Consider the following 24798-nt stretch of genomic DNA (forward strand, 5'->3'; position numbering starts at 1 on the left):
CAATCTACACCCAAAGTTGAATCAAACGTTAAACGCACCCCCCGCGATGCTTTTGCGCGCGCGGCCGCGGCCCTGCAAGTGGACCGGCGTCCTACAGCGCCGGCTGGAACGTCTCCGTCCGTGCCATCCGCCAGGCGTCGCGGAAGCGTGGGTCTTCGGTGCCTTCGAGCAGTTCGCCCGGACGCAGCGACGGATAAAGCTGCGCGAAGGATTTCACGTCCGTCGTCGAGGTGCGCTGGGAGAAGTGGATCGGGCGCAGCTGCTGCGGATGTTCGAGACCGGCCGCGGCGATCAGCTCGGTCAGCGAGTGCAGCGTCGCCAGGTGATAATTGTGCACGCGGTCGATCTTGAGCGGCACATAGAGTGCGCGCGCCCGCGTCGGGTCCTGCGTCGCGACGCCGGTCGGGCAGCGGTCGGTGTGGCAGCTCAGCGACTGGATGCAGCCGAGCGAGAACATGAAGCCGCGCGCCGAATTGCAGTAGTCCGCGCCGATCGCCATGGCGCGCGCCATGTCGAACGCGGTGGCTATCTTGCCGGAGGCGCCGATCTTGATGCGGTCGCGCGCGTTGATGCCGATCAGCGCGTTGTGGACGAAACTGACGCCCTCGCGCATCGGCATGCCCAGATGGTCCATGAACTCCAGCGGCGCGGCGCCGGTGCCACCCTCGTTGCCGTCGACAACGATGAAGTCGGGATAGATGCCGGTCTCGATCATCGCCTTGCAGATCGCCAGGAATTCCCACGGATGACCGATGCACAGCTTGAAGCCCGTCGGCTTGCCGCCGGAGAGCTTTCGCATCTCGCCGATGAACTTCATCATGCCGACAGGCGTCGAGAAGGCGCGATGCGAGGCCGGCGAGATGCAATCCTCGCCCATGGCGACCCCGCGGATCTTGGAAATCTCCTCCGAGACTTTCGCCGCCGGCAGCACGCCGCCATGACCGGGCTTGGCGCCCTGGCTGATCTTGAGCTCGACCATCTTGATCTGGTCCTGGGTCGCGACGCGCGCGAAGGCTTCGGGATCGAAGGCGCCGTCGAGATGACGACAGCCGAAATAGCCCGAACCGATCTCCCAGATGATGTCGCCGCCCATCTCCGCGTGATAGGGGCTGAAGCCGCCCTCGCCGGTGTCGTGCGCGAAGCCGCCCTTCTTGGCGCCGGCATTCAGCGCGCGCACGGCGTTCGGGCTGAGCGCGCCAAAACTCATGGCGGAAATGTTGAATACCGAAGCCGAATACGGCTTGGCGCAATCCGGGCCGCCGATAGTGACGCGGAATTTCTCCTCGGCATGCGTCTTCGGCGAGACCGAGTGATGCATCCACTCATAACCCTGGCGGTAGACGTCCTCCTGGGTACCGAACGGACGCTTGTCGAGCTGCATCTTGGCGCGCTGATAGACCACCGCACGGATGTCGCGCGAGAACGGCATGCCGTCCTTCTCGCTCTCGAAGAAATACTGCCGCATCTCCGGGCGTATCTCTTCGAGCAAAAAACGGATATGGGCCGAGATCGGGTAGTTGCGCAGAACGGCGTGGCCCTTCTGCATGAGGTCGCGGACGCCAAGCGCCGTCAGCGCGCCGAAGATCAGGATCGGGATCAGCAGAATGTCGAAGATCTTGCCATCGGCAAATCCGATGCCGGTCAGCAGCGCAGTGACCACCGCGCAGATCGTCAGGACGATGAAGCGCGGAGAGAATGGCAGCAGCAGGGTTTCCATGATCCCCTCTTCCGCCAGCGGCAGGCGTTTGGCCGATGGGTTGGGCGATTCCTGCGTTTTGTTCTCGTCGGCCACGATTCCCATCCTCTCGCCAGCATGAGGCGGTACGATACGCCCGCGCCTGTCATACGGATATGACGCGGCCCGTGTTTCACGCTAGCGAATTCGGCGGGGACAAATCAATCAGCCCGATGGGCGGGCTTTTGCGGTGCAGCAGAGCTCGGAAGGGACGGGCATTAACCGGTCAAGGCGCTTTACCCAGGCAAACGTCCTGGCTTTTGCCAGGACGTGACCGAGAGGGCCTACCGCTCGACGAACGCCTTTTCGATCACGAAATGGCCGGGCTTGTTGCCTGAGCCCTCGACGAAGTCGCGGCCTTCGAACATCAGTTTCAGCTCTTCGAGCATCGCCGGGCTGCCGCACATCATGATGCGGTCGGTCGCGATGTCGAGCGGACCCTGGCCGATGTCGTTGAAGATCTGCTCGGAGCTGATGAGGTCGGTGATGCGGCCGCGGTTCTTGAACGGCTCGCGGGTTACGGTCGGGTAGTAGATGAGCTTGTCCGCGAGCAACTCCCCGAACAGTTCGTCCTCGCGAAGACCGGCGACGAGCTTCTCGCCATAGGCGAGCTCGGAGACCTGGCGGCAGCCGTGCACCAGCACGATGCTGTCGAACTGGTCGTAAACCTCGGGATCCTTGATCAGGCTGGCGAAGGGCGCGAGGCCGGTGCCGGTCGAGAGCAGCAGCAGCCGCTTGCCGGGAATGAGATTGTCGGTGATCAGCGTGCCGGTCGCCTTGCGGCCGACCAGGATGGTGTCGCCTTCCTTGATCTTCTGGAGACGCGACGTCAGCGGGCCGTCCTGAACCTTGATCGAGAAGAACTCGAGCTCTTCCTCGTGATTAGCGCTCGCCATGCTGTAGGCGCGGAGCAGCGGGCGGCCCTCAACCTCGAGGCCGATCATCGCGAACTGGCCGTTCTGGAAGCGGAAGCCGGAATCGCGGGTTGCGCGAAAGCTGAACAGGGTGTCGGTCCAGTGCTGGACGGAAAGAACCTTCTCTCGGTAAAACGCGCTCATGATTTTCGATATTCCGAATAATTGCGGTTTTAGGGCAAAAGCGTTGCCCGGCCCCTGAAAGCGGAGCGGACACCATTGCCATGGCGGAGGATTTCGCGAGTGTGATCTACGCCATTGAGACCAATAATCAACCTCGTTCCGGATGCAATTGATGCCGGTCAAACCGGCATTTGCGGCGGAAATGGTCACATCATTAATGGATCTGCTGTCCGGCGTATGCGGAGGGCAATTTCTTTTCCCTCCGGGGCCCGAATACAGCACTTAATTTCCGCCCCGCTCGCGAGAATTTCATTAAGAATAGCTCTGATTTTCCTCGGGTTGGCGCCGTTTCCCCGGATTCTTCCGGCTTTTGGCGCCATGAGCGACTGGAACTGGCGACTGCGACTGGCGACAGAGACACATGGCGAGCAGCGAGCGGATCATCGTCCAGGCGATCAAGCGCTATTGCGCGAACCATGGCATCGCGCTCGATGTCCGCGCCGATGGCTGGCTGCTCGCGATGCGCCGGGGCGAGCAGCGCCACTTCGCGTTCGGCTACGACATCGGCCTCAACAGCGCCATCGCGCACCGCCTGGCCAACGACAAATCGGCCACCGCCGAGGTGCTCGCGCTCGAGGGCGTGCCCTGCATTCCCCATCGCCTGTTCCTCAACCCCAAGTTGGGCGAGAAGGTTGTCGGCGTTGGCTGGCGAGAGGCAATGCTGGCGCTGCTTGGCGACAATCCGCAAGGCGTGGTGGTGAAGCCGAACGAGGGGACGTCGGGACGATCCGTCTTCAGGGTCACGACGGAAACAGAGCTCGATCATGCCGCTGACGAAGCCTTTTCGATGAGCGCCGGACTCGTGATCTCGCCCTATGCCGTGATCGAGGACGAAGTTCGCGTGGTCCTGCTCGATGATGTGCCACTCGTCGTCTACAGCAAGCAGCGTGGCTCGGATTGGCGGCACAATCTCGATGCAGGGGCAAAGCCCGTGCTGATGCAGGACGGCGACCTTCGCGCAGCCTGCGCAAAGCTCGCCATCGACGCCGCCAAGGCCATCGGCATCACCTTCGCCTCGATCGACCTCGTGCACGTTGACGGCGTCTGGCGCGTGCTCGAGATCAATTCCGGCGTGATGATGGAGACGCTGGCGAAGCTGCATCCGGAGCTGGTGCAGAGGACGTACGATGCCGCGCTGGATCGGGTGTTTGGGGACGAACACTGAGCGACACGCGCGCTGTCGGCTTCAACCGAACGGCAACCGATACGCAGCCTTCGCGTTCACGCCGAACGCCTTCTCCCGCACCTGAGGCCCGAGCTTCATCAGGCAGGCCTCCAGCGCGCCCTTGATCTCGCCATAGCTCCCCGCGAGCAGACATACCGGCCAGTCCGAGCCGAAGATCAGGCGATCCTCGCCAAAGCATGTCGCGGCGTGCGCGACGAACGGGAACAGCAGCTCCGCATTCCAGTCGCTCCAAACCGCTTCCGTCGCCAGCCCCGAGACCTTGCACCAGACATTGCCGCACGCCGCGAGTGCCGCGATGCCATTGGACCATTCGTCGCTTCCACCATCGGCAATCGGCGGCTTGGCTGCGTGGTCGAGCACGAAGCGCGCCTGCGGGAACGCTTGCGCGGTTGCGATCGCGGCCGGCAGCTCGCGGATGCGGACCAGGAAATCGTAGGCGAGATCGTGCGCGAACACGGCCGTGAGGCCGCGCTGGACGTCCTCGCGCAACAACCACTCCGGATCGGCCTCGTCATGGACCTGGTGGCGGATGCCGACCAGCTTGTCGCCGCCGGGCAAAGCGCGCAGCCGGTCCAGCGTCTCGCCAAGTGCAGCGTCGGTCAGATCAGCCCAGCCGACGACGCCAATCACCGAGGGCGTCGCATCCGCGATCCGCAAGAATTCCTCGGTCTCCGCCAGGGCGGAGCGGCACTGCACCAGGATGCTCGCGTTGATGCCGTTGGCTTTCAAGAGCGGCGCGAGATCGGCCGGACCGAAGGCACGCCGGATCGGCGTGAGCTCGGGCGCGTCCATCCAGGGATAGTCGGCGCGCGCGGGATCCCAGAAATGCTGGTGAGCGTCGACGATCATGCCTTACGCTCCGCCCGGCAATGGCGCGCGGGCATCGACGAATTTTCGCCCACGCAGCTCCTGCCAGAACGCCGCCGGCACTGCCATCTCCAACATCGTGATGTTGTCGGCAATTTCCGCGGCATTGCGCCCGCCCGTCACGGCGACCGTGACTGCCGGATGGGCCATGCAGAACTGCAGCGCGGCGGCTTTCAGCTCGGTGCCGTGCTTGCGGCAGAGCTCGCGAGCGCGAGCGCGCGGGCGACGAGTGCCGCATCGGCATCCTGATAATTGAACTTCGCGCCCGTGTGCGGATTGGCCAGGATGCCGCTGTTGTAGATGCCGCCGAGCAGGATGCCGATATTCTTCGCCGCGCACACCGGGAACAGCGCATCCAGCGCGCCCTGGTCGAGCAGCGTGTAGCGGCCGGCGAGCAGGAAGCAGTCGACCGGAACGGCCTCTGCAAACCGGACCAGCATGTCCGACTGGTTCATGCCGGCACCGATCGCCTTGACGGTACCGTCCCCGCGCAGGCGCTGGAGCGCGCGAAAGGCGCCGGCGACGGCGTCGTCGTAATGATCGTCGGGATCATGCACGAGCAGGACATCGACGCGGTCGAGCCCAAGCCGCGCCAGGCTTTCCTCCACCGACCGCATCACGCCGTCATAACTGAAATCGAACACCGGCCGCTCGCGCGGCGTACCCTTGTAATGCTCGTCCTCGGCGGCAGCGCCATCGGGCGCACGCAGTAGACGGCCGACCTTGGTCGAGATCGCGTGGGAGTCACGGGACTGTTGCCGCAGGAATGCGCCAAGGCGTCGCTCCGCGAGGCCAAAGCCGTAGAGCGGCGCGGTGTCGAAGAAGCGGATTCCGAGCGACCAGGCGCTGGCGATGGTCGCTTCCGCATCGGCATCGCTGACGGGGGTGAACAATCCGCCGAGCGGGGCAGAACCGAGGCCGAATGAGGTGACATCGAGCGAGCCGAGCCGCGACCTTTTCATTCCCATTGCCTCAACAGTCCTCCCCAACAGCCAAAATCATCTCTCCCGCTTGCGAAAAGCGCAAGCGGGAGAGGCAGGCAGGAGCGCGGGGCTGGCGACGCTCCTACTTCAACATCTGCGCAACGTTGTCCTTGGTCACGAGATCGAGGCCGGTATAAACGATCTCCGGCACCTTCTCGCCCTTCTTGATGGCGAGCAGCGTGTCCATCGCCTTCTCGCCCATCTCGAACGGACGCTGGCCGACCAGCGCATTGGCGTAGCCATCGCGCAACAGCTCGAGCTGCATCTTCAGCGTATCGGCCACGACAAGCGTGAACTTGCCGGAATCGATATCCTTCTTGTACCTGGACGCGAAGGCCTTGAAGCCTTCGGGGGCGAACATCGGCCAGCCGCCGATGGGAACGATTGCGGCGAGGTCGGGCGTCGCGGTACGCATGTCAGTCATCTGCTGAACCGCCAGCGCGGGATCGTCGTTGCAGAACGTTGGAGAGCCCGCGACCTCGGTCCATTTCGAGCCCTTCAGCGCCTCGCGCACGCCGTCAACGCGTTCGGCGAGGTTCTTGGCGCCGGGACCACCCGAAACCATGGCGTATTTGCCGCCGTCGGGCCGCAGCTTCAGGAGCTCCTTGCCGAGGGCGACGCCGAACTCCTTGTTGTTGGTGCCGATATAGGCGATGCGCTTGGCGCCGGGCGCATCGGCGTCGAAGGTGATGACAGGGATGCCGGCCGCGGTCGCCGCGTCGATCGACTTGGTCATCGCCGCGACGTCGGCAACCGAGATGGCGAGGCCGTCGACCTTCTGGGTGACGAAGTCCTGGATGATCTGGGCCTGCGTCGCCGGCTCGTGCTCGACCGGCCCCTTGTAGATGCACTCGATATTGCCGAGCTCCTTGGCACGCTTCAGGCAGCCGTCGCGCGCGAAGTCGAAGAACGGATTGTTCATCGCCTTGGGCACGATCACGAACCGGTAGTTTGCGGCAAACGCCGGCGTAGCCATCATCGCCACCGCGATGCCGGCAAGTAGAAATTTCCTCATCGTCTCCTCCACCCTTCTTTGGCGCCTGTCCTCTCAAGATCGTCCGGGAAGTGGACAGGCGGCATTTTCGTTGCCGTCCCGGAACGACGTCGTTTCAGATCATCCGCGAGCGGATGCGGTCGACCAATACGGCCAGGATGATGATCACGCCCACCAGCGTCTGCTGCCAGTAGGAGCTGACCTGGGCGAGCACGAGGCCGTTGCGGATCACCTCGAGCAGCACGCAGCCGACGATGGCGCCGAGTGGACCACCGATGCCGCCGGCGAGATTGGCACCGCCGATGACGGCCGCAGCGATCACGTTGAGCTCGTAGGACGTCGCCATGTTGGCCGGCGCCGATCCGAGCCAGCCCGAGATGATGATGCCCTGGAGGCCTGCGGCGAGCGCGCAGATCACATAAACCTCGATCTTCACCCGCACGACCGGGATGCCGGTGAGTTCGGCCGCCTTCTCGTTACCGCCGAGCGCGAACACGTGACGGCCGAACGAGCTGTGGTGCAGCACCACGGCCATCGCCAGCGCGAGGACGATCAGATAAATGAATGGCACGGGCACGCCGAGCACGTCGCCGGAGGTGAGCGCGTAGAAATAACCGGCATCCGGGGCACCGGGAAAGCTGCCCCGTCCGTTGGAGACGACATAGCCGAGCCCGCGCACGATCGAGAGCATGCCGAGGGTGGTGACGAACGGCGACAGGCCGAGCACCGCGATACAGAAGCCGTTGACGAGGCCGGCGAGCAGCGCGACGCCGAGGCCGGCGAGGAGCGAGACCACCAGGATCAGGCCAGGGACATTGGCGAGCACGGTCTTGCCGTCGGCCGCCATGTGCACGAACAGGGATCCCGCCGGCGAGCCGGGCGCCGACAGCTCGGTCATCACCATCGAGGTGATCATGGCGGAGAAGCACATCATCGAGCCGACCGAGAGATCGATGCCGCCGGTGATGATCACGAAGGTGACGCCGAGGGTAGCGATAGCGATGAAGGAGAAATTCTTCGCCACGTTCTGCATGTTGCCCTCGGTGAAGAAGTACGGGCTGGCGAAATGCATGACCACCAGCAACACCGCCAGCGCGAGCAGGACATAGCCGGTCTGGGACGCGAAAATGCCGCGCTGCCACCATCTAATCTTGCCGATGTTCGAGAAGGTGATCGGAGATTCCATGGGCATGGCCATCACGCCGCCTCCTTCGCGCCGGTGATCAGGGCGGTGACTTCCTCGGGGGAGGTCTGGTGGATGGGCTTGTCGGCCCGCTTTTCGCCGCGGCGCATGACGATGACGCGATCGCACACCGCGAACACGTCGGGCATGCGGTGCGAGATCAGCATCACGGCAACGCCCTGCTCCTTCAGCCGGTGAATCAGGCCGAGCACCTGCTCGACCTGGCGGACCGAGATCGCGGCCGTCGGCTCGTCCATCATCACCAGCTTCGCGTTGGAGAGCCGCGTCCGCGCGATCGCAACCGCCTGGCGCTGGCCGCCCGACATCTGCTTGACGAGATCGTCGGGGCGCGTTTCCGAGCGCAGCTCGCCGAACAGCTCCAGTGCACGCGCCGCCATTGCCTTGTGGTCGAGCAACGCGAACGGCCCGATCCTGCGCTTTAGCTCGCGGCCGAGAAAGACGTTGGCCGCTGCGGTGAGATTGTCGGCGAGCGCAAGGTCCTGATAGACCACCTCGATGCCGACGCCGCGGGCATCGATGGGCCGGTTGAAATGAACCGCGCTGCCCGCGAAGCGGATTTCGCCGTGGCTGGGGCGGAAATTGCCGGCGATGATCTTGACCAGCGTCGACTTGCCCGCGCCGTTGTCGCCCATCAGGCCGACGACCTCGCCGGGAAGGACCTGCATGTCGACATCATGCAGCGCGCGGATCGCGCCGAACTCCTTGCCGATGCCGGCCAGCTCGAGGACCGGTGTCGCTTGTGCATTTGTCATCAGCGGCCTTCCTCAGACGTAGCGGTTGACGAGGGATTCCAGATATTCCTGCCGGCCCGAGCGCGGCTGCGGGTCAAAGCCCGGGCCGTGCGCGCGGTCGGCAAGTTCGGCAAGCGAGCGCTGGCCGCCGAGAATGGCGCGGCCTTCAGGCCCGGCCCATCCCTCGTAGCGTTTCGCGAGCGGCCCAGTGAGCACGCCGGCGTCGAGCATGTCCGCAGCGGCGAGCAACGCCCGCGCGCAGGCATCCATCGAGCCGACATGGGCATGGATCAGATCGTCGGGATCGATCGACTGGCGGCGGATCTTGGCGTCGAAATTGAGCCCGCCGGAGCTGAAGCCACCGCGGCTCAGGAGCTCGTGGAACACCAGGGCAAGCTCGGGCACGTTCATCGCGAACTGGTCAGTGTCCCAGCCGAGCAGATCGTCGCCGCGGTTGATGTCGAGCGAGCCGAACACACCCAGCGCCTCCGCCAGCGCGACCTCGTGATGGAAGGAGTGGCCGGCGAGGATGGCGTGGTTCTGCTCGATGTTGAGCTTGACGTCCTTCAGCAGGTCGTAACGCGCGAGGAAGCCGTAGCAGGTGGCGACGTCGAAATCATATTGGTGCTTGGTCGGCTCCTTCGGCTTCGGCTCGATCAGGATCGGTCCCTTGAAGCCGATCTTGTGCTTGTGCTCGACCACCAGCGAGACGAAGCGGCCGAGCTGGTCGAGCTCGCGCTTGAGATCGGTGTTGAGCAGCGTCTCGTAGCCCTCGCGCCCGCCCCACAGCACGTAGTTCTGGCCGCCGAGCCTGTGCGTCACCTCCAGCGCGGCGCGGACCTGGCCGGCGGCATAGGTGAATATCTCCGGGTCTGGATTGGTGGCCGCGCCCGCCATGTAGCGGCGATGCGTGAACAAATTGGCGGTGCCCCAGAGCAGGCGCACCTTGCTTGCGGCCATCTTCGCTTCGAACAGATCGGCGATGGCATTGAGGTTGGCAACAGATTCGCCAAGCGACTTGCCTTCCGGCGCCGCATCGACGTCGTGGAAGGTGAAGAAGGGCACGTCGAGCAGGCGAAACAGCTCGAAGGCGACGTCGGCCTTCGCGCGCGCCTGCGCCATCGCATCGGCGCCGTGATGCCAGGGCCGCAGGAACGTCTCGCCGCCAAAGGGATCGCCGCCGGGCCAGCACAACGAGTGCCAATAGCAGACCGCAAAGCGCAGATGGTCTTCCATCCTGCGGCCATGGACGAGGCGGTCCTTGTCGTACCAGCGGAAGGCAGGCGTGTTGCCGGCATCTCCGCCGGCGAAGGCGACAGGTACACTTGTATCGAAGAATTTCACTGACGCAGTCACTCAGGCACACTCCTTCAACGCGGGATAAAGTTCGCGCCAGCGGCGATAGGCCTCGTCATAGGCCGCGCTGACCGATGCGCGAGGCGTAAAGCTCGCGAGCCGCCGCGGACGGGTGCAAACCGCAGCCGCGTTTTCGCCGGTGGCGGCGAGCCGGCCGAGCCTGGCGGCGCCGAGCGCCGCACCGACCTCGCCCTCCTCGACGCGATGGACGGGAATGCCGAGCACATCGGCGCAGATCTGCGCCCACAGCGGCGAGCGCGAGCCGCCGCCGACGAGATCAACCTCGGCAAGCGGTCCGCCGGCCGCGCTCAGCGCCGCCAGATTGTCGCGCGCAGCGAAGGCGACGCCTTCGAGGACGGCCTGAACGATCTGGGAGCGCCCGGTCGCACCGCGCAGGCCGACGAAGGCACCGCTGGCGGCGGCATCGTTGTGCGGCGTGCGCTCGCCGTCGAGATAAGGCAGGAATTTGACCGGACTCGGTCCATCGACGCGCTCGCCGAGCGGCGCCAGCAGCGCTGGCGCCGGCGTCTCCATCACGCCCGCGAGCCAGGCCAGCGAAGCCGCCGCCGACAACATCACGCCCATCTGATGCCAGCGGCCGGGCAGCGCGTGACAGAACGCATGGACCGCCGAGGCCGGCGCCGGTGCAAACCGATCGGTGACGCGGAACACCACGCCTGAGGTTCCCAGAGACAGAAACGCATCGCCCGGCGCGATGGCGCCGAGCCCGATCGCGCTCGCGGCATTATCGCCGGCGCCGCCGGCGACCACGACATCCCTAGTCATGCCCCAGCGTTGAGCGTAGTCCGGCGCGAGCGTCGCGCTGACGTCGCTGCCCTCGACCAGGCGTGGCATGTGATGGAGATCGAGCCCGGTGGCATGCAGCAGCAGGGGCGACCAGCGGCGCAGACCGACGTCGAGCCATAGCGTGCCGGCCCCGTCCGACATGTCCTCGACCATCTCGCCGGTCAGGCGATAGCGGACATAGGCCTTCGGCAGCAGCACCTTTGCGACGCGCGCGAAGATTTTCGGCTCGTGCCTGGCGACCCAGAGCAGCTTCGGCGCGGTGAAGCCGGGCATGGCCAGATTGCCGGCGATCGTATGCAACGACGGGCAGCGCCGCTCCAGCGCGACGCATTCGGCATGCGAGCGACCGTCGTTCCAGAGGATCGCGGGACGCAGCGGCGCTCCGTCCTCGTCCAGCAGCGTCGCGCCATGCATCTGGCCGGATAGTCCGATGCTGCGCACCCGCGCGACCTCGCGGGGATGGCGGGCGGCAAGATCGTCGACCGCGCCGACCGCCGCATCGACCCAGGCATCGGGATCCTGCTCGGACCACAGCAGCGCCGGATGCGACAGCGCAAGCTCGCGCGCCGCCGTCGCGACAACAGCGCCGGCTTCGCTGACGAGCACCGCTTTCACACCCGATGTGCCGATGTCGATTCCGAGATACACGCCGTCCTCCCTTTCGCCTGTTGCGGTGCGCGAACTCAAAGTCGCCTTACCCGCAACGGGTCGTTTTGAATTCCACCTGCCGCTAAGGCAGATTGTCCCGCATCACGATGTCGATCCTGATCTTCTCCTGTTCGCGCAAGATCGGCTCACCACGGGCGAGCGCGAGCAGCACACGTACGGCGGCGCGCGCTTCATGTCCGGGGTTCTGCGAAATCGCGGCATGCATCACGCCCTGCAGCAGCAGCCGACGCGTCAACGCGGTGAGGTCGTGTCCGACGAACACCGCCTGCTTGTCGCGACTGGCATCGCTCAACGCCTTTTCATTCAACGCGTTGGCGACGCCTTGCGTACCGGCGCCGACATTATAAAGACCCACGATGTCGGCATGCCGGCTCAACAGCCGCGTCAACACCTGCTCCGAACGCGCGTCCTCGTCGCGCCCTTCGAGCACCGGCAGCACGCTGAGGCCGGGGAATTCCGACGCCATCACCTGGTTGAAGCCAAAAATGCGCTCGGCATGATCGCGCAGGCCCTGCGAGCCCGCGACGATCGCGACCTTGCCGGACTTTTGTCCGACCAGCCGCCCGACCAGCGCGCCGGCAGTCCGCCCCGCAGCAATGTTGTCGATGCCGACATAATGGTGCCGGCGCGACGACGGCACGTCCGAGACCAGCGTCACGACCTTGGCGCCGGCATCGACGAGATCGTCGATCGCGGCGCGGACCCTGGGATGATCCAGCGCCACCACAGCGACACCGTCGTAATCATCCGCGAGCCCTTCCAGGGATGCCGCGAGCATGGACGGATCGAACACGTCGGTCGCGACGGTCTCGACGCCGAGGCGGCGGGACGACAACCAGCCCGACATCTCGCCGAGATAATCCTGGATCTGCTGCATGAACGGGTTCGGCCCCGACGGCATCACGAAGGCGAAACGGCGGGCGCGGCCGCGGGCGAGCTCGGCGGCGGCCACGTGCGGCTGGAACGAATTGCGCTCGATCGCCTCCTTGACGCGCCGGACCGTATCCGGCCGCACGCCCGGCCGATTGTGCAGGACGCGGTCCACCGTCGCGAGGCTGACGCCGGCCTGGCGGGCGATGTCCTTCAGCGTCAGCGCGGTCGTGGTGAGCGTCTCGGCCATGGCTGAAGGCTAGCAGAGGTGTTTTGAGGTACGCAACTCATTTTGAGAGGCGGCAGCATTTTCCCGCAGCTCAGCCCAGGAACAGCCTTTCCCGTCCGCCGTTGCCGCCCTGTGCATAACGATATCACCCATGATCCGGGCGAGGGATTGAGCCCGACGCTCGAGCGCAACATCCAGGCTCTGGTCGAGCGCCGCCGCCGGGAGCAGCGCGCTGCCAAGGGTCAGGAAAAGCTTGCCGATGCGATCACGGCGTTCACCGGCAGCATGGCGTTCGTCTATCTCCATGTCGCTGTGTTCGGCTTCTGGATCATCGCCAATCTGCATTGGCTGCCGGGAATCCCGGCCTGGGACGAGAGCTTCGTAGTGCTGGCGATGATTGCTTCGGTCGAGGCGATCTTCCTGTCGACATTCGTGCTGATCTCGCAGAACCGCATGAGTGCAGCAGCGGACAAGCGCGCCGATCTCGATCTCCAGATCAGCCTTCTCGCCGAGCACGAATTGACCAAGGTTGCCCGCCTCCTTACGCAGATCGCCGAGCGGCTCGATGTCCAGCCCGACTCGAAACGGGATCTGGAGGAGGCAAGCCGCGACATCGCCCCCGAGCGCGTGCTCGACAGGATCGAGGAGACGCGCTCCTGAGCTATCGGCTGGCCGACAGGTCGAGGGTCAGGAACAGGCTGTTGGGATCCTCGACATAGCCCTCGAACGGGCCGCAGAGGACAAAGCCATGCGCCCGGTAGAGCGCGAGCGCCGGCTTGAAATAGTCCCACGAGCCGGTCTCGAGGCTGAGCCGCGCCATGCCGCGCGCGCGGGCTTCTGTGATGATGTGGCGGAGCATCTCACCGCCAAAGCCGCGCCGCCGCGTGGTCTGGAGCGTGTGCATCGACTTCACCTCGCCGTGCTCGGCTGACAGCGTCTTCAGCGCACCGACGGCGACCAGCGTCTCGCCGTCCCAGCCGGTCCAGAACGCGATGTCGGGCGCGCGCAGTCCGGAGAGATCGAGCGCATGGGCGCTGCCCGGCGCGGTCTGCGCCCGCGCCGCCGTGACGTGATGATCGAGCAGCGCGATGACGCGCGGATCAAAGGTGTCGCCGGTGCGGATCTGCATCGTCACGGTCTCACATCTTGCCGTAGGACGCGCCGCGGCGCGTGATGATGACGTAGCGCGCGTCCTGTCTGGTCTCGTTCTCGAAGATCACCGCGCGCATCACATCGAAGTCGAGACAGTCGCCTTCGCGCAGGCGAACCGCCTTGGCGTCGATGTGCACGGCGATCGCGCCCTCCAGCATCAGGAGCTGCTGGGTGAAGGCATTGCGGCCCCAAGGGCTGTATGGCACCCGCGCACCGGCCGGCAAATCGACGACGATGATCTCGATGCCGCTCGCCGCGTCCGTGGGCGACGCGTGACGGCGGCGATAGCCGCTGTCGGGATCGCGCCAGTGCGGCTGGTCGGCGAGCCGCACCAGCCGCTCCGGCGGCTTTTCGGCCAGCGCGACGACGTCGCTGAGCGACACGTCGAGCGCGGCGCAGAGTTTTCCCAGCAGCGCAGCCGTCGCGCTGCTCTGCGCCCGCTCCACCCGCCCGATCATCGCCCGGCTGACGCCGGAGCGGCCTGCGAGCTCATTCAGCGTCATGCCGGCCTGCGTCCGCAGCGTCTTCAAGCGACGACCGATCGCGCGATCGAGTTTCTGCTGGTCCATTTTCTTTACAGGTCCTGGTCTCTGATCCGAACATTGCCGACACGAGGACCGCACCCATCAGGGCCGCGAGAAGCTTAAGCTGGGCGATGCGTGCGTGCCGGAAGCGAGGGGCTAATATATTAGAAACTTTGCGGAGCCTATAGGGCCGACTAGGATAGACCCAACGACGATGACTGGGAGGCGGCGACATGGGCGAACCGACGCAGCGGACGATCAAGGCCAACGGCATCAGCCTCAACGTCGCCGAGCAGGGCAAGGGGCCGATGGTGCTGCTCTGCCACGGCTTTCCGGAAGGTTGGTACTCCTGGCGTCACCAACTCGAGGCGCTGGGGGCAGCCGGTTTCCATGCGGTCGCCCCTGACATGCGCGGCTACGGCAAGAGCGACCGGCCCGAAGCCATCGACCAGTACACGATCCTCCACATGGTCGGCGACCTCGTCGGCGTGCTCGACGCTTTCGAGGCGAAGGACGCCGTCATCGTCGGGCACGACTGGGGCGCGACGATCGCCTGGCACACGGCGCGCCTGCGGCCCGACCGCTTCCGCGCCGCCGCCATTCTTAGCGTGCCCTATCGACCACGCAGTCCGGTGCGGCCGACGAGCGTAATGCCACAGACGGCGGATGCGCAGTTCTATCAACTGTATTTCCAGGAGCCGGGTGTCGCCGAAGCAGAATTCGAAAGGGATACGCGCGCAACGCTCGGCGCGATGCTCTATGGCGGTTCCGGCGAAGGCGCGGCGGTGATCCGCGCCAATGCCGAGCGTCAAGGGCGGACCGCCGGTGTCGGTATGGTCTCTCGCAAGGACGGCATGCTGCCGAAGGTGCAGGTGCCGCTGCCGTCTTGGCTGAGCAGCGCGGACCTCGACTATTACGGCGCCGAATTTGCCCATAGTGGGTTTCGCGGACCGCTCAACTACTATCGCAACATCGATCGCAACTGCGAACTGATGGGCGCCTTCGAGGGCGTCAAGGTGGTCGTGCCCTCGCTCTTCATCGCCGGCGACTACGACATGGTCATGGCCTTCCCGGGCGCCGCCGAGCACGTTGCCAACATGAAGCAATGGGTGCCGCAATTGCGCGAGATCAAGATGCTACCGGGGTGCGGACACTGGACGCAACAGGAACGGCCGGCGGAGGTGAACGCGGCGGTCGTGGAATTTCTGCGGAGCCTGCCGAACTAAAGGATGGAGCGGGCGAAGGGAATCGAACCCTCGTATGCAGCTTGGGAAGCTGCCGTTCTACCATTGAACTACGCCCGCGGATGCGCAGCTTGCGCCCGCTCTGATTAGCCGAGACGGCGCATCTCGCCAAGCGCTTTGGCGCAGCCCGCCCGCCCCTTCTTAAGTTTCCGGTAAGATTTTGGGTGCGGCGGATTGTGGCGGTGTTATGGTCGCGGTCTGGGGAGAGCGTACGTTGCGTGGGGGCGTGTGTATGGTGGGGCATGGCTACGCGATATTCGACACGACCATAGGGCGCTGCGGCATCATCTGGAGCAGCACCGGGGTCGTCGCCGTGCAGCTGCCGGAGGCGCGGGAGATCGACACCCGCCGCCGGATTTTCCAGATCCATCCCGAGGCACGCGAGCAGCGGCCTTCCGCGAACGCCGAGTTCGCGATCGAGGGCATCGTGAGCTTGCTGCAGGGCAGCGATGCTGATTTTTCCGAGGTCAGCCTGGACGCGAGCGGGGTGCCCGGCTTCAACCGGCGGGTCTACGAGGCGGCCTGCGCCATCCCGCGCGGGGAGACGCGCACCTATCACGAGATCGCCAAGGCGCTGAGCGCCTCCGGCGCGGCGCATTCGGTGGCCCAGGCGATCGCGAAAAATCCCTACATGCTGATCGTGCCCTGTCACCGGGTGCTGGAGGCCGGCAATTACACCGACCGGCTCTCGCCCTATGGCGGCGTAATCTCCAAGCGGCGGCTGCTGTCGCTGGAGGGCACCCATCCGATCGCCAGCAAGACGCTGTTCGACGTCCTGCTGCCCGTTGCTCCACCGAGACCCTCCACCTAGATAGGCGGGATGGATGCAACAACGCTGCTGACCACCCCCTCGATGACCGTCTCCGAGTTTCGCTGCGACGCGGGACCGGACGACAGCCCGTTTGCGGAGTGCCGCACCGGCCATTCCATCGCCTATGTCCGCGCCGGCAGCTTTGGCTGTCATTGCCGCGCCGGCTTCTTCGAGCTGGTGGCGGGCTCGATGCTGGTCGGCGCGCCAGGCGAGGAATACACCTGCACACATGAGCACGTCGCCGGCGACGTCTGCCTGTCCTTTTTCCTCAGCGAGGATCTGGTCGACGCGCTCGGCGGCCGGCGCGACGTCTGGCAGGTTGGCGCGACGCCACCGCTGCCCGAGCTGATGGTGCTGGGCGAGCTCGCCCAGACGGCGGCAGATGGCAACAGCGACCTCGGTCTCGACGAGGTCGGGCAGATCCTCGCCGGTCGTTTCGTCGATGTCGTGTCGGGCAAGGCGCGCAAGCCGACGACACCGACGGCGCGTGATCGCCGCCGCGCCGTGGAAGCCGCGCTCTGGATAGACGCCAACTCGCATGCCGAGGTCGACCTCGAACAGGCGGCGCGGCAAGCAGGCCTCAGCCCCTTCCACTTCCTGCGGCTGTTCTCCGCCGTGCTCGGCGTCACTCCGCATCAATATTTGGTGCGCTCGCGGCTGCGGCATGCGGCGCGGCTGCTGACTGACGATGACATCGCAGTCACCGACATCGCCTATGACGTCGGCTTCGGCGATCTCTCCAACTTCGTCCGCACCTTTCACCGCGCCGCCGGCGTCTCGCCGACCAAGTTCCGCCAGGCCTCGAAGGGAGAGCGCAAGATTCTCCAAGAGCAGCTTGCCCTCAACTGACTAGGTTCGTCTCCGGCGCGCGCCGATTGCGGCGCGCTTTGGCAATGGAGACGACCATGTACGATCATATCGGATTGCGCGTTGCCGACCTCGACGCCGCCACGCGCTTCTACACCGCGGTGCTGGCGCCGCTCGGTTATGTCCTGTGCTCGAGTGGCGATGGTTATGCCGGCTTCGGGCCGAGGGGCGAGCCGGCGCTGTGGCTGCACCTGAACAAGGGGCGCAAAGCCGATGGCGTGCACATCGCGTTTCGCGCGGGGGATCATGACGCGGTCAAGGCATTCCACAGCGAGGGCTTGAAGAGCGGTGGCCGCGACAATGGCGGCGCCGGCCCGCGCAAGGATTACAGCCCGACTTACTACGCGTCGTTTTTGATCGATCCCGATGGCAACAATGTTGAGGCGGTCTGTGTGTGAACGCGGCAGCCCTCACCACACACACGCTGTCATGCCCCGGCTTGACCGGGGCATCCAGTACGCCGCAGCTTCTCGATTCTATCACAGCGGCCTCTGGGATACTGGATCGCCCGATCGAGTCGGGCGATGACAGCTGAGATGACGGCGCTATCGCTAGCCTCTCAACATCAAAGGACTCAACCATGGCCTCCATCCACAACGACATTCCCCTCAACGCCCCAGCGCGCGACGTCTGGGACGCGGTGCGCGATTTCGGCGCGCTGCATCGGCGGTTGGCGCCGGGCTTCGTCACGGCCTGCACGCTCGACGGCGACACGCGCATCGTCACCTTCGCCAACGGATCGGTGGCGCGCGAGGTGCTGGTCGATTGCGACGATGCGCGGCAGCGGCTGGTCTACGCGATCAACAACGAGCGGCTGAAGCATTACAGCGCCTCGGTGCAGGTGATCGCCGAGGGCGAGGCGAGATGCCGCCTGGTCTGGATCATCGACATGCTGCCGAACGAGCTCGCGCCCTATGTGCAGGGACAGACCAAGGACGCCGTCGCCGCCATACACCGCGCGTTTCCGGCCGCAGCTGCGTGATCTTTCTCACAGAGCCCAGCCCTCGTCCGCAATAACGATGGCGCCGTGCGTCCGGTTGGCTCCGCTCTCCCGGCGGCGCCACGCACGCGAGGAGCAGGCCATGAGAGGTGCGGACGCGGCGAGGACATAATGACCCAGATGGCGCCGATGCTCGAGATGATGAAGGCCAAGATGGGCAAGCGCCGCTTCGGCATGATGATGCAGACCATGGGCCCGATGATGAGCCGCATGATGGAGAATGGCGGTGGTGGTCTTGGCATGATGGGCGGCGGTGGCATTGGCGGCCTCGGCGCTGGCAACCTCGGCGGCGGTTTCGGCGCGCCCAATTACGGCGGCTACGCGCCGATGGGTGGAGGCGGCACCATGCCGGCCGGAATGGGCGGCATCGGCGGCGGCGATATCATGGGCATGCTCGGCGGCGCCGGTGGCGGCGACATGATGGCGATGATTCCGCAACTCATGCGGCTCGCCAATGTCGGCGGTGGTGGCGGCCATCGCCGCCACAGGCACCGCTAGTCCGCGGCGGCCGACAGAGCCGGCCTGATCGCAGGTTTGGTTTGGCGCGGTCCCCAGCGTGTCAGCACCACGCTGGAGCACGAGAGCAGGCCGAGCAGGACCATCGAGCTCGCCGCCAGCCAGAAGAAGCTTTGCGCGGTGGCATCATGCGTCGACAGCCACCAGCCGACAGCCGAGATGTAGATCAGCCGCGCGGTCTGCGCCAGCACCGGGCCGATCACCTTCGCAGCGCCCTGCGACGAGAAATACATCGTCGAGGCGAGGCCGATGAAGGCGTAGAACGGCGCGACCGTCGACAAATATTCATGGCTGGTAGCGCGCACGATCGCGCTGTCGGTGAAGATGTTGACCCAGAGATCGGGGAAGGCCGCAACCAGGCACGCCGGTGCACCGACGGCGACGAAGGCGCTCGCCGCTGCGATCCAGGCGATGCGCCGGGCGCGGGCGATGCGGCCGGCGCCGACCGCCATGCCGATCATCGGCACCGAGGCGATGCCGAACGAGAACGCGATCGAGGTCAGCAGGAATTCCAGCCGCGCACCGATGCCGTAGCCGGCCAGGATCGCGGTGCCGAATTTCGCAAGCATGTGAGTGAAGATCGAGATCGTCAGCACCGATTGCAGCGGCGAGAAGCAGGCGATGGCGCCCACTTTGAGGATGTCGAAAAACATCGCCCATTGGATGCGAAGTCCGCGCAGCTTCGGCGTCACGCGGGCGCGGCCGGAGAACAGGTACCAGCCCATCACGCCGATATTCATGCAATAGGCAATCAGCGCGCCGGCGGCGACGCCGCGCATGCCGAATTGCGGCACCGGACCGAGGCCGAGGCCAAGCGTGCCACCGAGCACGATCTGCCAGGCCGCGGAATTGAGGATCAACAGCGACGGCAGCTTCATGTTGCCGGTGCCGCGCAGGACGCCGGCCATGGTGTTGAGCAGCCAGGGCAGCACGGCGCCGCCGAAAAACACCTGGGTGTAGGCGATCGCATGCGTCAGCACGTCGCCGCGGCCGCCGAGCATCTCAAGCACCTTGGGCCCGAAGATCAGCATGCCCAGCATGAAGACGAGGCCGAAGCTGATGCCGATCAGCAGCGCGTGCGCGGCGAGCGTCCCGGCACGCTCGCGATCGCCCGCGCCGAGCGCGCGCGCGATGGCGGAGGCCACCGCGCCGCCCATCGCACCGCCTGACATGGTCATGGTCAGGATCACTGTCGGAAACACCAGCGCCATCGCGGCCAGCGCTTCCACGCCGAGCCGTCCGATATAGGAGGTCTCCGCAATTACCGTGCAAGTGCCGGCTGAGAGCGCGACCACGTTGGGCCAGGCCAGCCCGAGCAGCGTGCGCAGGATCGGCCCGTCCATCAGCGCGCTCCTCACGGGGCGCGGAGGCGGCGGCAGCGGACGCTCTTGTTCATCGACCGGGATTTCGGCGATGTCTGACATGTCCTCTCCGGGCAAAGCGCCATTTCCGGCGCAGCAATGCTTGGGTGTGCCAATGAATTGGTTCGCGCCCAGGGCGCAACAAGAGGCTTGTTAGCACGACGCGCAGCGATTCCTCCTGCGCTAGGTGCAGGCGTGCCCTGCGGCAGCGCGGTGACGCCGTCGTTTACCAGATGCGCCAGAGCAATGGCGGACGGCCGCTCGGTGTCGCGGACAGGTGCACGCCGATGTGCCGGCCGCACCCGGCCGCAAGCCCCTCGAACAACCCCGCCAGCACCTTGGCGCAAGCGGGGTGGTTATCGGCGACGTCTTCCATCAACCTCCAGCTCTGCTGACGGATTTCGAACGTGCCCTCGGATTGCGTCGTCTCAGCCGCATCGTCCTGCGCGACAAACAGCGCGTTGAGGAACGTCGCGAATTCGCTCGCACCGCCGCGACCCATCGACAGCGCCGCAGCGACCTCATCGAAATATTGCATCCCGATCAGCTTGCCCGTGAGGTGCAGGAGATAGCCCGCATCCTCCGGACCGAACAGCTGCACCATCACGGGCGCGGCGGTGCGCACATATTCCATCGCATAGTTGCGATAGGCTTTTTCCAGTCTCGGCCTTGGCCAGCTTGCGACCGGCAACGCCGGAGCCGCGGCTGCATCGAACAGCGGGGCTTCGAGGTGCCGCGCGAACACGAGGCGCTGGTCGAGTTCGAGGGGCTGGTCATATTGATAATAGTAGCCTTCGAGCCCGTCCTGGCCGTCGACGCTCTGCTTGGTGCAGACGAACCCCAATCTGGTATCGCCGAGCGCCACGCCGTTGTTGGCGTGCCAGCCGCGCAGCATCGCGCGCGAGACTTCGCCCGGCACGCCGCAGATGGCAGTGCCTTTCCAGATCCAGCGCGGCGGCGGATAGCGGATCCAGGCTTTGCGGTCGCTCTCATACATGTATTCGACGTGCACGCCGCCGATCCAGTTCGAGAGATAGTGATATTGCGCGGCTGCCACGGCGGGCGGCAGATGGCTCAGCCCGAGCTTCTCCAGCCCCGGCAGGAAGCGCTCCTGCTGCTGGCGGCGGAACACGCGAAAGACGAACTCCGCAGCATCTGCCGTGCCGCGACGCGTGACCACGGTGAGGATCAGACCGGTGAAGTAGGCGTGATAGAGATCGGCAACCGCGCGCCAGCGTTTCCATTGAGCTTCCTGCGCGGGGTCTGGTGCGGTCATGTTCGCTCCCGATCGTTGTTCTGATCGAGTGTGTCACTGCATCCGGTGACGGACAAGTTGAGCCGCACGCAGGGAGCCCTGCACGCCGGCGCGCCAATTCCGCATCACGAATTTTGCGCAGGCTTAGTTTGCGAGGCTTTGGCGGCACGCTCGCGCTCGACGCGCTCGGTGACGTCGCGTGCCATCGCCACCGATCCTTGCACCACTCCAGCGGCGTCCCGCACCAGCGCAAAGGTCATCTCGATGTAGAGCTTGCGTCCGTCCTTGTGCAGCGCGCGGGTCAGTGTCGGCTTGCCCGCAAGCTTCATCGCGCCGCTGGCAAGCGCGGCCTCAAAACCTTTCCAGTGCGCGGCGCGCAGATGTTCGGGAATGATCAGGTCGAGATTCTGGCCCAGCGCTTCGTCCGCCGAGAAGCCGAACAGTGCGGACGATGCGCGGTTCCAGCGCATGATCGTGCCGGAGCGATCCGAATAGATCAGCGCGTCGGCGACGTCGTCGAGGATTCTTGCGTCGAGTTCGGATTGATCTGTCATTTCGCCACCTCGGACGTAGCCCGGATTCACTTCCCATCTTGACACAGATTCGGTGTCATCGCCCGACTTGATCGGGCGATCCAGTATTCCAGAGGCGGATGTGATCGAACCAATAGGCTACGGCGTACTGGATGCCCCGGTCAAGCCGAGGCATGACAGCGGAAGGTGAGGCTATCCCTACACCCGGAAATGCTTGCTCAGCTTCAGGCCCTGCGCCTGGTAGTTCGAGCCGATGCGCTGGCCGTACATCGCGTCGGGGCGGGCCAGCATCTTCTCGTAGACGAGGCGGCCGACGATCTGGCCGTGCTCGAGGATGAACGGCACCTCGCGCGAGCGCACTTCGAGCACGGCGCGCGAGCCTAGCCCGCCGGCGCCGGCATAGCCGAAGCCGGGATCGAAGAATCCGGCATAATGCACGCGGAACTCGCCGACCAGCGGATCGAACGGCACCATCTCCGCGGCGTAATCGGGCGGCACCTGCACCGCCTCTTTCGACGCGAGGATATAGAACTCGCCGGGATCGAGGATCAGGCTGCCGTCGGGACGGGCCGAGATCGGCTCCCAGAAGTCCTCGACGGAATAGCCGGCGCGGCGATCGACGTCGATGACGCCGGTGTGGCGCTTGGCGCGGTAGCCGACGAAGCCGCCGCTCTTCTCGCCGGAGAGATCAACAGAGACGGCGACGCCGCCGGTGAGGTCGGCATCGTCGATATCGACGAGACGCTCGGTCGCGTGCAGCGCCTCGAGGTCCTCGATGTTGAGGATGGCATCGCCGGTGCGGAAGCGCACCTGGCTCAGGCGCGAGCCCTCGCTGACCAGCACCGGAAACGTCTTCGGGCTGATCTCGGCATAGAGCGGGCCGTGATAGCCGGCACCGATCATGTCGAAGCGGCGGGTGCCGTCGGCGATCACGCGGGTGAAGACGTCGAGCCGGCCGGTCGAGCTCTTCGGGTTGGCGGCCGCGACGATTTCCGGCGGCAGCGCGAGGCTTTCAAGCAGCGGCACGATGTAGACGCAGTTGGTCTCCAGCACCGCGCCGTCGGCGAGGCTGAACTCGTGCAGCTTCAACTCGTCGATGCGCTCGGCGACCGTGGCGCCGGGACCGGGCAGGAAGCTGGCGCGAACGCGATAGGCGATATCGCCAAGACGCAAATCGAGGCTCGCCGGCTGGATCTGGCTTTCGACGAAGTCGTAAGCGGGCAGGATGAGACCGCCCTGCGCCATCGCCGCGATCATGCGGTCGGGCAGGATACCATTGGCGTCGGCGGCGACCGTGAACGTCAACCCGGGGTCCTCATCAGGGATCAAACACATCCCGACATGCGGGAAATATGAGCGTTTTACGGCTATCCGATGGACGTCTTGACGGAAAGGGCATTGCGGAATATGAGCATGACTTATCCCGTGGTGATTTGAGCCGGCCGGCTTGCAGCCACGTTAAATAAGTCGCTAAACAGGCCGGGGACCTCTGTGATCCCGGCCCGTGGAGATATTCCAGGCCGGTTTTTTTGTGACCATTCTCGATGGTCACTTCAGGAGGTCCTATGTCGAAGTCCCCGGCGCCAACCGCCCACTACCGTCCCGAAACTCGCCTGGTTCATTCCGGCACCTTACGCTCGCAATATGGCGAGACGTCGGAGTCGCTGTTCCTGACCCAGGGCTACGTTTACAACAGCGCCGAGGAGTGCGAGGCGCGATTCAAGGGCGAGGACCCCGGCTTCATCTATTCACGCTACTCCAATCCGACCATCTCGATGTTCGAGCGCCGCATGATCGAGCTCGAAGGCGCCGAAGCGGCACGTTCGGCCGCGACCGGCATGGCCGCGGTGACGACCGCGATCCTGGCGCCGCTCAAGGCCGGCGATCACGTCGTGGCCTCGCGCGCGCTGTTCGGCTCGTGTCTCTACGTCGTGCAGGATTTACTGCCGCGCTACGGCATCGAGACCACGCTGGTCGACGGCCTCGATCTCGACCAGTGGCAGCGCGCCATGAAGCCGAACACCAAGACGTTCTTCCTGGAGAGCCCGACCAATCCGACGCTCGACGTGCTCGACATTCCCGGCATTGCCGAGATCGCGCATAGTGGCGGCGCGCGGCTCGTCGTCGACAACGTGTTCGCCACCCCGATCTGGCAGAGCCCGCTCGCGCTCGGCGCCGACGTCGTGGTCTATTCCGCGACCAAGCACATCGACGGCCAGGGCCGCTGTCTCGGCGGCATCATCCTGTCCTCGGAAGCGTTCATCGCCGAGCACATCCACAATTTCATGCGCCAGACCGGCCCGTCGATCTCGCCGTTCAACGCCTGGGTCCTGCTCAAGGGGCTGGAGACGCTCGCCGTGCGCGTGCGCGCGCAGACCGAGACGGCCGCGCGCATCGCGGACGTGCTGGCGAGCCATCCGAAGATTTCGCGGCTGGTGTTTCCCGGCCGCGCCGATCATCCGCAGGCTGCATTGGTGAAGAAGCAGATGCGCGGCGGCTCGACGCTGGTCGGCCTCGAGGTCAAGGGCGGCAAGCAGGCGGCGTTCCGCGTGCTCAACGAGCTCAAGCTTGCCAAGATCTCGAACAATCTCGGCGACGCCAAGAGCCTCGTCACGCATCCGGCAACGACGACGCATCAGCGCCTCAAGCCGGAGGACCGCGCCGCGCTAGGCATCAGCGAGGGATTCATCCGCTTCTCGGCGGGGCTTGAGCACGCAGACGATCTGATCGAGGATCTGACGGCGGCGCTGGAGAAGGCGTGAGTTATTGTCGTCCCGGCCTAGTGCGCAATTGCGCATGGGGGCCTG

The 24798-nt window shown here is 65.4% G+C and carries 23 protein-coding genes, 1 tRNA gene, 2 pseudogenes and 1 riboswitch; of the genes and pseudogenes, 9 read left to right on the forward strand and 17 right to left on the reverse strand.

Annotation, left to right across the window (positions count from 1 at the left end; genetic code table 11):
- Positions 1-91 precede the first annotated feature (91 nt).
- Both AB3L03_RS15270 and AB3L03_RS15275 read right to left on the reverse strand, forming a co-directional pair.
- On the reverse strand, positions 92-1801 hold the full coding sequence (locus AB3L03_RS15270; RefSeq protein WP_204513167.1) for an FMN-binding glutamate synthase family protein: 1710 nt from the start codon (positions 1799-1801) through the stop codon (positions 92-94).
- A 218-nt stretch (positions 1802-2019) separates the two neighbouring features.
- A complete protein-coding gene (locus tag AB3L03_RS15275) occupies positions 2020-2793 on the reverse strand; it encodes a ferredoxin--NADP reductase (RefSeq protein WP_018460095.1) in 774 nt (257 codons plus the stop codon).
- 400 nt (positions 2794-3193) lie between these two features.
- Between AB3L03_RS15275 and AB3L03_RS15280 the strand changes: the two genes are divergently transcribed.
- A complete protein-coding gene (locus tag AB3L03_RS15280) occupies positions 3194-3997 on the forward strand; it encodes a RimK family alpha-L-glutamate ligase (RefSeq protein ID WP_085349707.1) in 804 nt (267 codons plus the stop codon).
- Positions 3998-4018: 21 nt separating this feature from the next.
- Here AB3L03_RS15280 and AB3L03_RS15285 read toward each other — a convergent pair whose 3' ends face one another.
- The 8 genes and pseudogenes from AB3L03_RS15285 to AB3L03_RS15320 all read right to left on the reverse strand — a co-directional run bounded on the left by AB3L03_RS15285 (position 4019) and on the right by AB3L03_RS15320 (position 12749).
- Positions 4019-4867 (reverse strand): amidohydrolase, encoded by an 849-nt coding sequence (locus AB3L03_RS15285; RefSeq protein WP_368508863.1) that lies wholly within the window; start codon positions 4865-4867, stop codon positions 4019-4021.
- 3 nt (positions 4868-4870) lie between these two features.
- Positions 4871-5847, reverse strand: a pseudogene (locus AB3L03_RS15290) (aldo/keto reductase).
- 103 nt (positions 5848-5950) lie between these two features.
- Positions 5951-6883, reverse strand: a complete 933-nt coding sequence (locus AB3L03_RS15295; RefSeq protein ID WP_085384955.1) for a sugar-binding protein — start codon at positions 6881-6883, stop codon at positions 5951-5953.
- A 94-nt stretch (positions 6884-6977) separates the two neighbouring features.
- Positions 6978-8060: an ABC transporter permease gene (locus tag AB3L03_RS15300; protein WP_368508864.1), complete on the reverse strand. Its 1083-nt coding sequence runs from the start codon at positions 8058-8060 to the stop codon at positions 6978-6980.
- The gene (locus tag AB3L03_RS15305) at positions 8060-8818 is read right to left on the reverse strand and encodes an ATP-binding cassette domain-containing protein (RefSeq protein ID WP_247368716.1); all 759 of its coding nucleotides are present in this window, start codon (positions 8816-8818) and stop codon (positions 8060-8062) included. Before AB3L03_RS15305 ends, AB3L03_RS15300 begins: the two co-directional genes overlap by 1 nt.
- Positions 8819-8830: 12 nt before the next feature.
- Positions 8831-10153 (reverse strand): xylose isomerase, encoded by a 1323-nt coding sequence (gene xylA, locus AB3L03_RS15310; RefSeq protein ID WP_368508865.1) that lies wholly within the window; start codon positions 10151-10153, stop codon positions 8831-8833.
- A complete protein-coding gene (xylB, locus tag AB3L03_RS15315) occupies positions 10154-11608 on the reverse strand; it encodes a xylulokinase (RefSeq protein WP_368508866.1) in 1455 nt (484 codons plus the stop codon). It lies immediately after the preceding gene.
- Positions 11609-11690: 82 nt separating this feature from the next.
- Positions 11691-12749: a LacI family DNA-binding transcriptional regulator gene (locus AB3L03_RS15320; protein ID WP_368508867.1), complete on the reverse strand. Its 1059-nt coding sequence runs from the start codon at positions 12747-12749 to the stop codon at positions 11691-11693.
- 111 nt (positions 12750-12860) lie between these two features.
- Between AB3L03_RS15320 and AB3L03_RS15325 the strand changes: the two genes are divergently transcribed.
- Positions 12861-13388 carry a DUF1003 domain-containing protein gene (locus tag AB3L03_RS15325; protein WP_018460104.1) on the forward strand — a complete coding sequence of 176 codons (528 nt, stop codon included), beginning with the start codon at positions 12861-12863 and terminating at the stop codon, positions 13386-13388.
- 1 nt (position 13389) lies between these two features.
- Here AB3L03_RS15325 and AB3L03_RS15330 read toward each other — a convergent pair whose 3' ends face one another.
- A complete protein-coding gene (locus AB3L03_RS15330; protein WP_247474064.1) occupies positions 13390-13857 on the reverse strand; it encodes a GNAT family N-acetyltransferase in 468 nt (155 codons plus the stop codon).
- A gap of 10 nt (positions 13858-13867) precedes the next feature.
- Positions 13868-14449, reverse strand: a complete 582-nt coding sequence (locus tag AB3L03_RS15335) for a helix-turn-helix domain-containing protein (RefSeq protein ID WP_018460106.1) — start codon at positions 14447-14449, stop codon at positions 13868-13870.
- Between the two features lie 188 nt (positions 14450-14637).
- Here AB3L03_RS15335 and AB3L03_RS15340 point away from each other — a divergent pair, with 188 nt between their 5' ends.
- A complete protein-coding gene (locus AB3L03_RS15340) occupies positions 14638-15630 on the forward strand; it encodes an alpha/beta fold hydrolase (RefSeq protein ID WP_368508868.1) in 993 nt (330 codons plus the stop codon).
- Between the two features lie 4 nt (positions 15631-15634).
- Here the strand turns inward: AB3L03_RS15340 and AB3L03_RS15345 are convergent.
- Positions 15635-15708: transfer RNA gene (locus tag AB3L03_RS15345), tRNA-Gly, on the reverse strand.
- 172 nt (positions 15709-15880) lie between these two features.
- Here AB3L03_RS15345 and AB3L03_RS15350 point away from each other — a divergent pair.
- From AB3L03_RS15350 to AB3L03_RS15370, 5 genes and pseudogenes are all read left to right on the forward strand, one after another.
- On the forward strand, positions 15881-16459 hold the full coding sequence (locus AB3L03_RS15350; protein ID WP_085349694.1) for a methylated-DNA--[protein]-cysteine S-methyltransferase: 579 nt from the start codon (positions 15881-15883) through the stop codon (positions 16457-16459).
- A 9-nt stretch (positions 16460-16468) separates the two neighbouring features.
- Entirely contained in the window at positions 16469-17308 is an 840-nt protein-coding gene (locus AB3L03_RS15355) for a helix-turn-helix transcriptional regulator (RefSeq protein WP_247475103.1), read from the forward strand.
- A gap of 56 nt (positions 17309-17364) precedes the next feature.
- Complete coding sequence (locus tag AB3L03_RS15360) at positions 17365-17724, forward strand: VOC family protein (RefSeq protein ID WP_368508869.1); 360 nt, start codon at positions 17365-17367, stop codon at positions 17722-17724.
- Positions 17725-17906: 182 nt separating this feature from the next.
- Positions 17907-18308 carry an SRPBCC family protein gene (locus AB3L03_RS15365; protein ID WP_018456081.1) on the forward strand — a complete coding sequence of 134 codons (402 nt, stop codon included), beginning with the start codon at positions 17907-17909 and terminating at the stop codon, positions 18306-18308.
- A gap of 117 nt (positions 18309-18425) precedes the next feature.
- A pseudogene (locus AB3L03_RS15370) lies at positions 18426-18824 on the forward strand (hypothetical protein); the annotation flags it as partial.
- Here AB3L03_RS15370 and AB3L03_RS15375 read toward each other — a convergent pair.
- The 4 genes from AB3L03_RS15375 to AB3L03_RS15390 form a co-directional block, all read right to left on the reverse strand.
- Positions 18821-20266 carry an MATE family efflux transporter gene (locus AB3L03_RS15375; RefSeq protein WP_247475101.1) on the reverse strand — a complete coding sequence of 482 codons (1446 nt, stop codon included), beginning with the start codon at positions 20264-20266 and terminating at the stop codon, positions 18821-18823. The pseudogene AB3L03_RS15370 and the gene AB3L03_RS15375 overlap by 4 nt on opposite strands.
- Before the next feature lie 163 nt (positions 20267-20429).
- Positions 20430-21479 (reverse strand): hypothetical protein, encoded by a 1050-nt coding sequence (locus AB3L03_RS15380; RefSeq protein ID WP_368508870.1) that lies wholly within the window; start codon positions 21477-21479, stop codon positions 20430-20432.
- A 104-nt stretch (positions 21480-21583) separates the two neighbouring features.
- Positions 21584-22012, reverse strand: a complete 429-nt coding sequence (locus AB3L03_RS15385) for a PAS domain S-box protein (RefSeq protein ID WP_018456077.1) — start codon at positions 22010-22012, stop codon at positions 21584-21586.
- Positions 22013-22189: 177 nt separating this feature from the next.
- Positions 22190-23296, reverse strand: coding sequence for a 2'-deoxycytidine 5'-triphosphate deaminase (locus AB3L03_RS15390; RefSeq protein ID WP_368508871.1), 1107 nt, complete (start codon positions 23294-23296; stop codon positions 22190-22192).
- A gap of 110 nt (positions 23297-23406) precedes the next feature.
- Positions 23407-23486, forward strand: a riboswitch (SAM riboswitch).
- Positions 23487-23556: 70 nt separating this feature from the next.
- Between AB3L03_RS15390 and AB3L03_RS15395 the strand changes: the two genes are divergently transcribed.
- Positions 23557-24753 carry an O-succinylhomoserine sulfhydrylase gene (locus tag AB3L03_RS15395; protein ID WP_007615678.1) on the forward strand — a complete coding sequence of 399 codons (1197 nt, stop codon included), beginning with the start codon at positions 23557-23559 and terminating at the stop codon, positions 24751-24753.
- Positions 24754-24798 lie beyond the last annotated feature (45 nt).

Origin of the sequence: Bradyrhizobium lupini, assembly GCF_040939785.1 — a bacterium.
Taxonomy (GTDB): Bacteria; Pseudomonadota; Alphaproteobacteria; order Rhizobiales; family Xanthobacteraceae; genus Bradyrhizobium; species Bradyrhizobium canariense_D.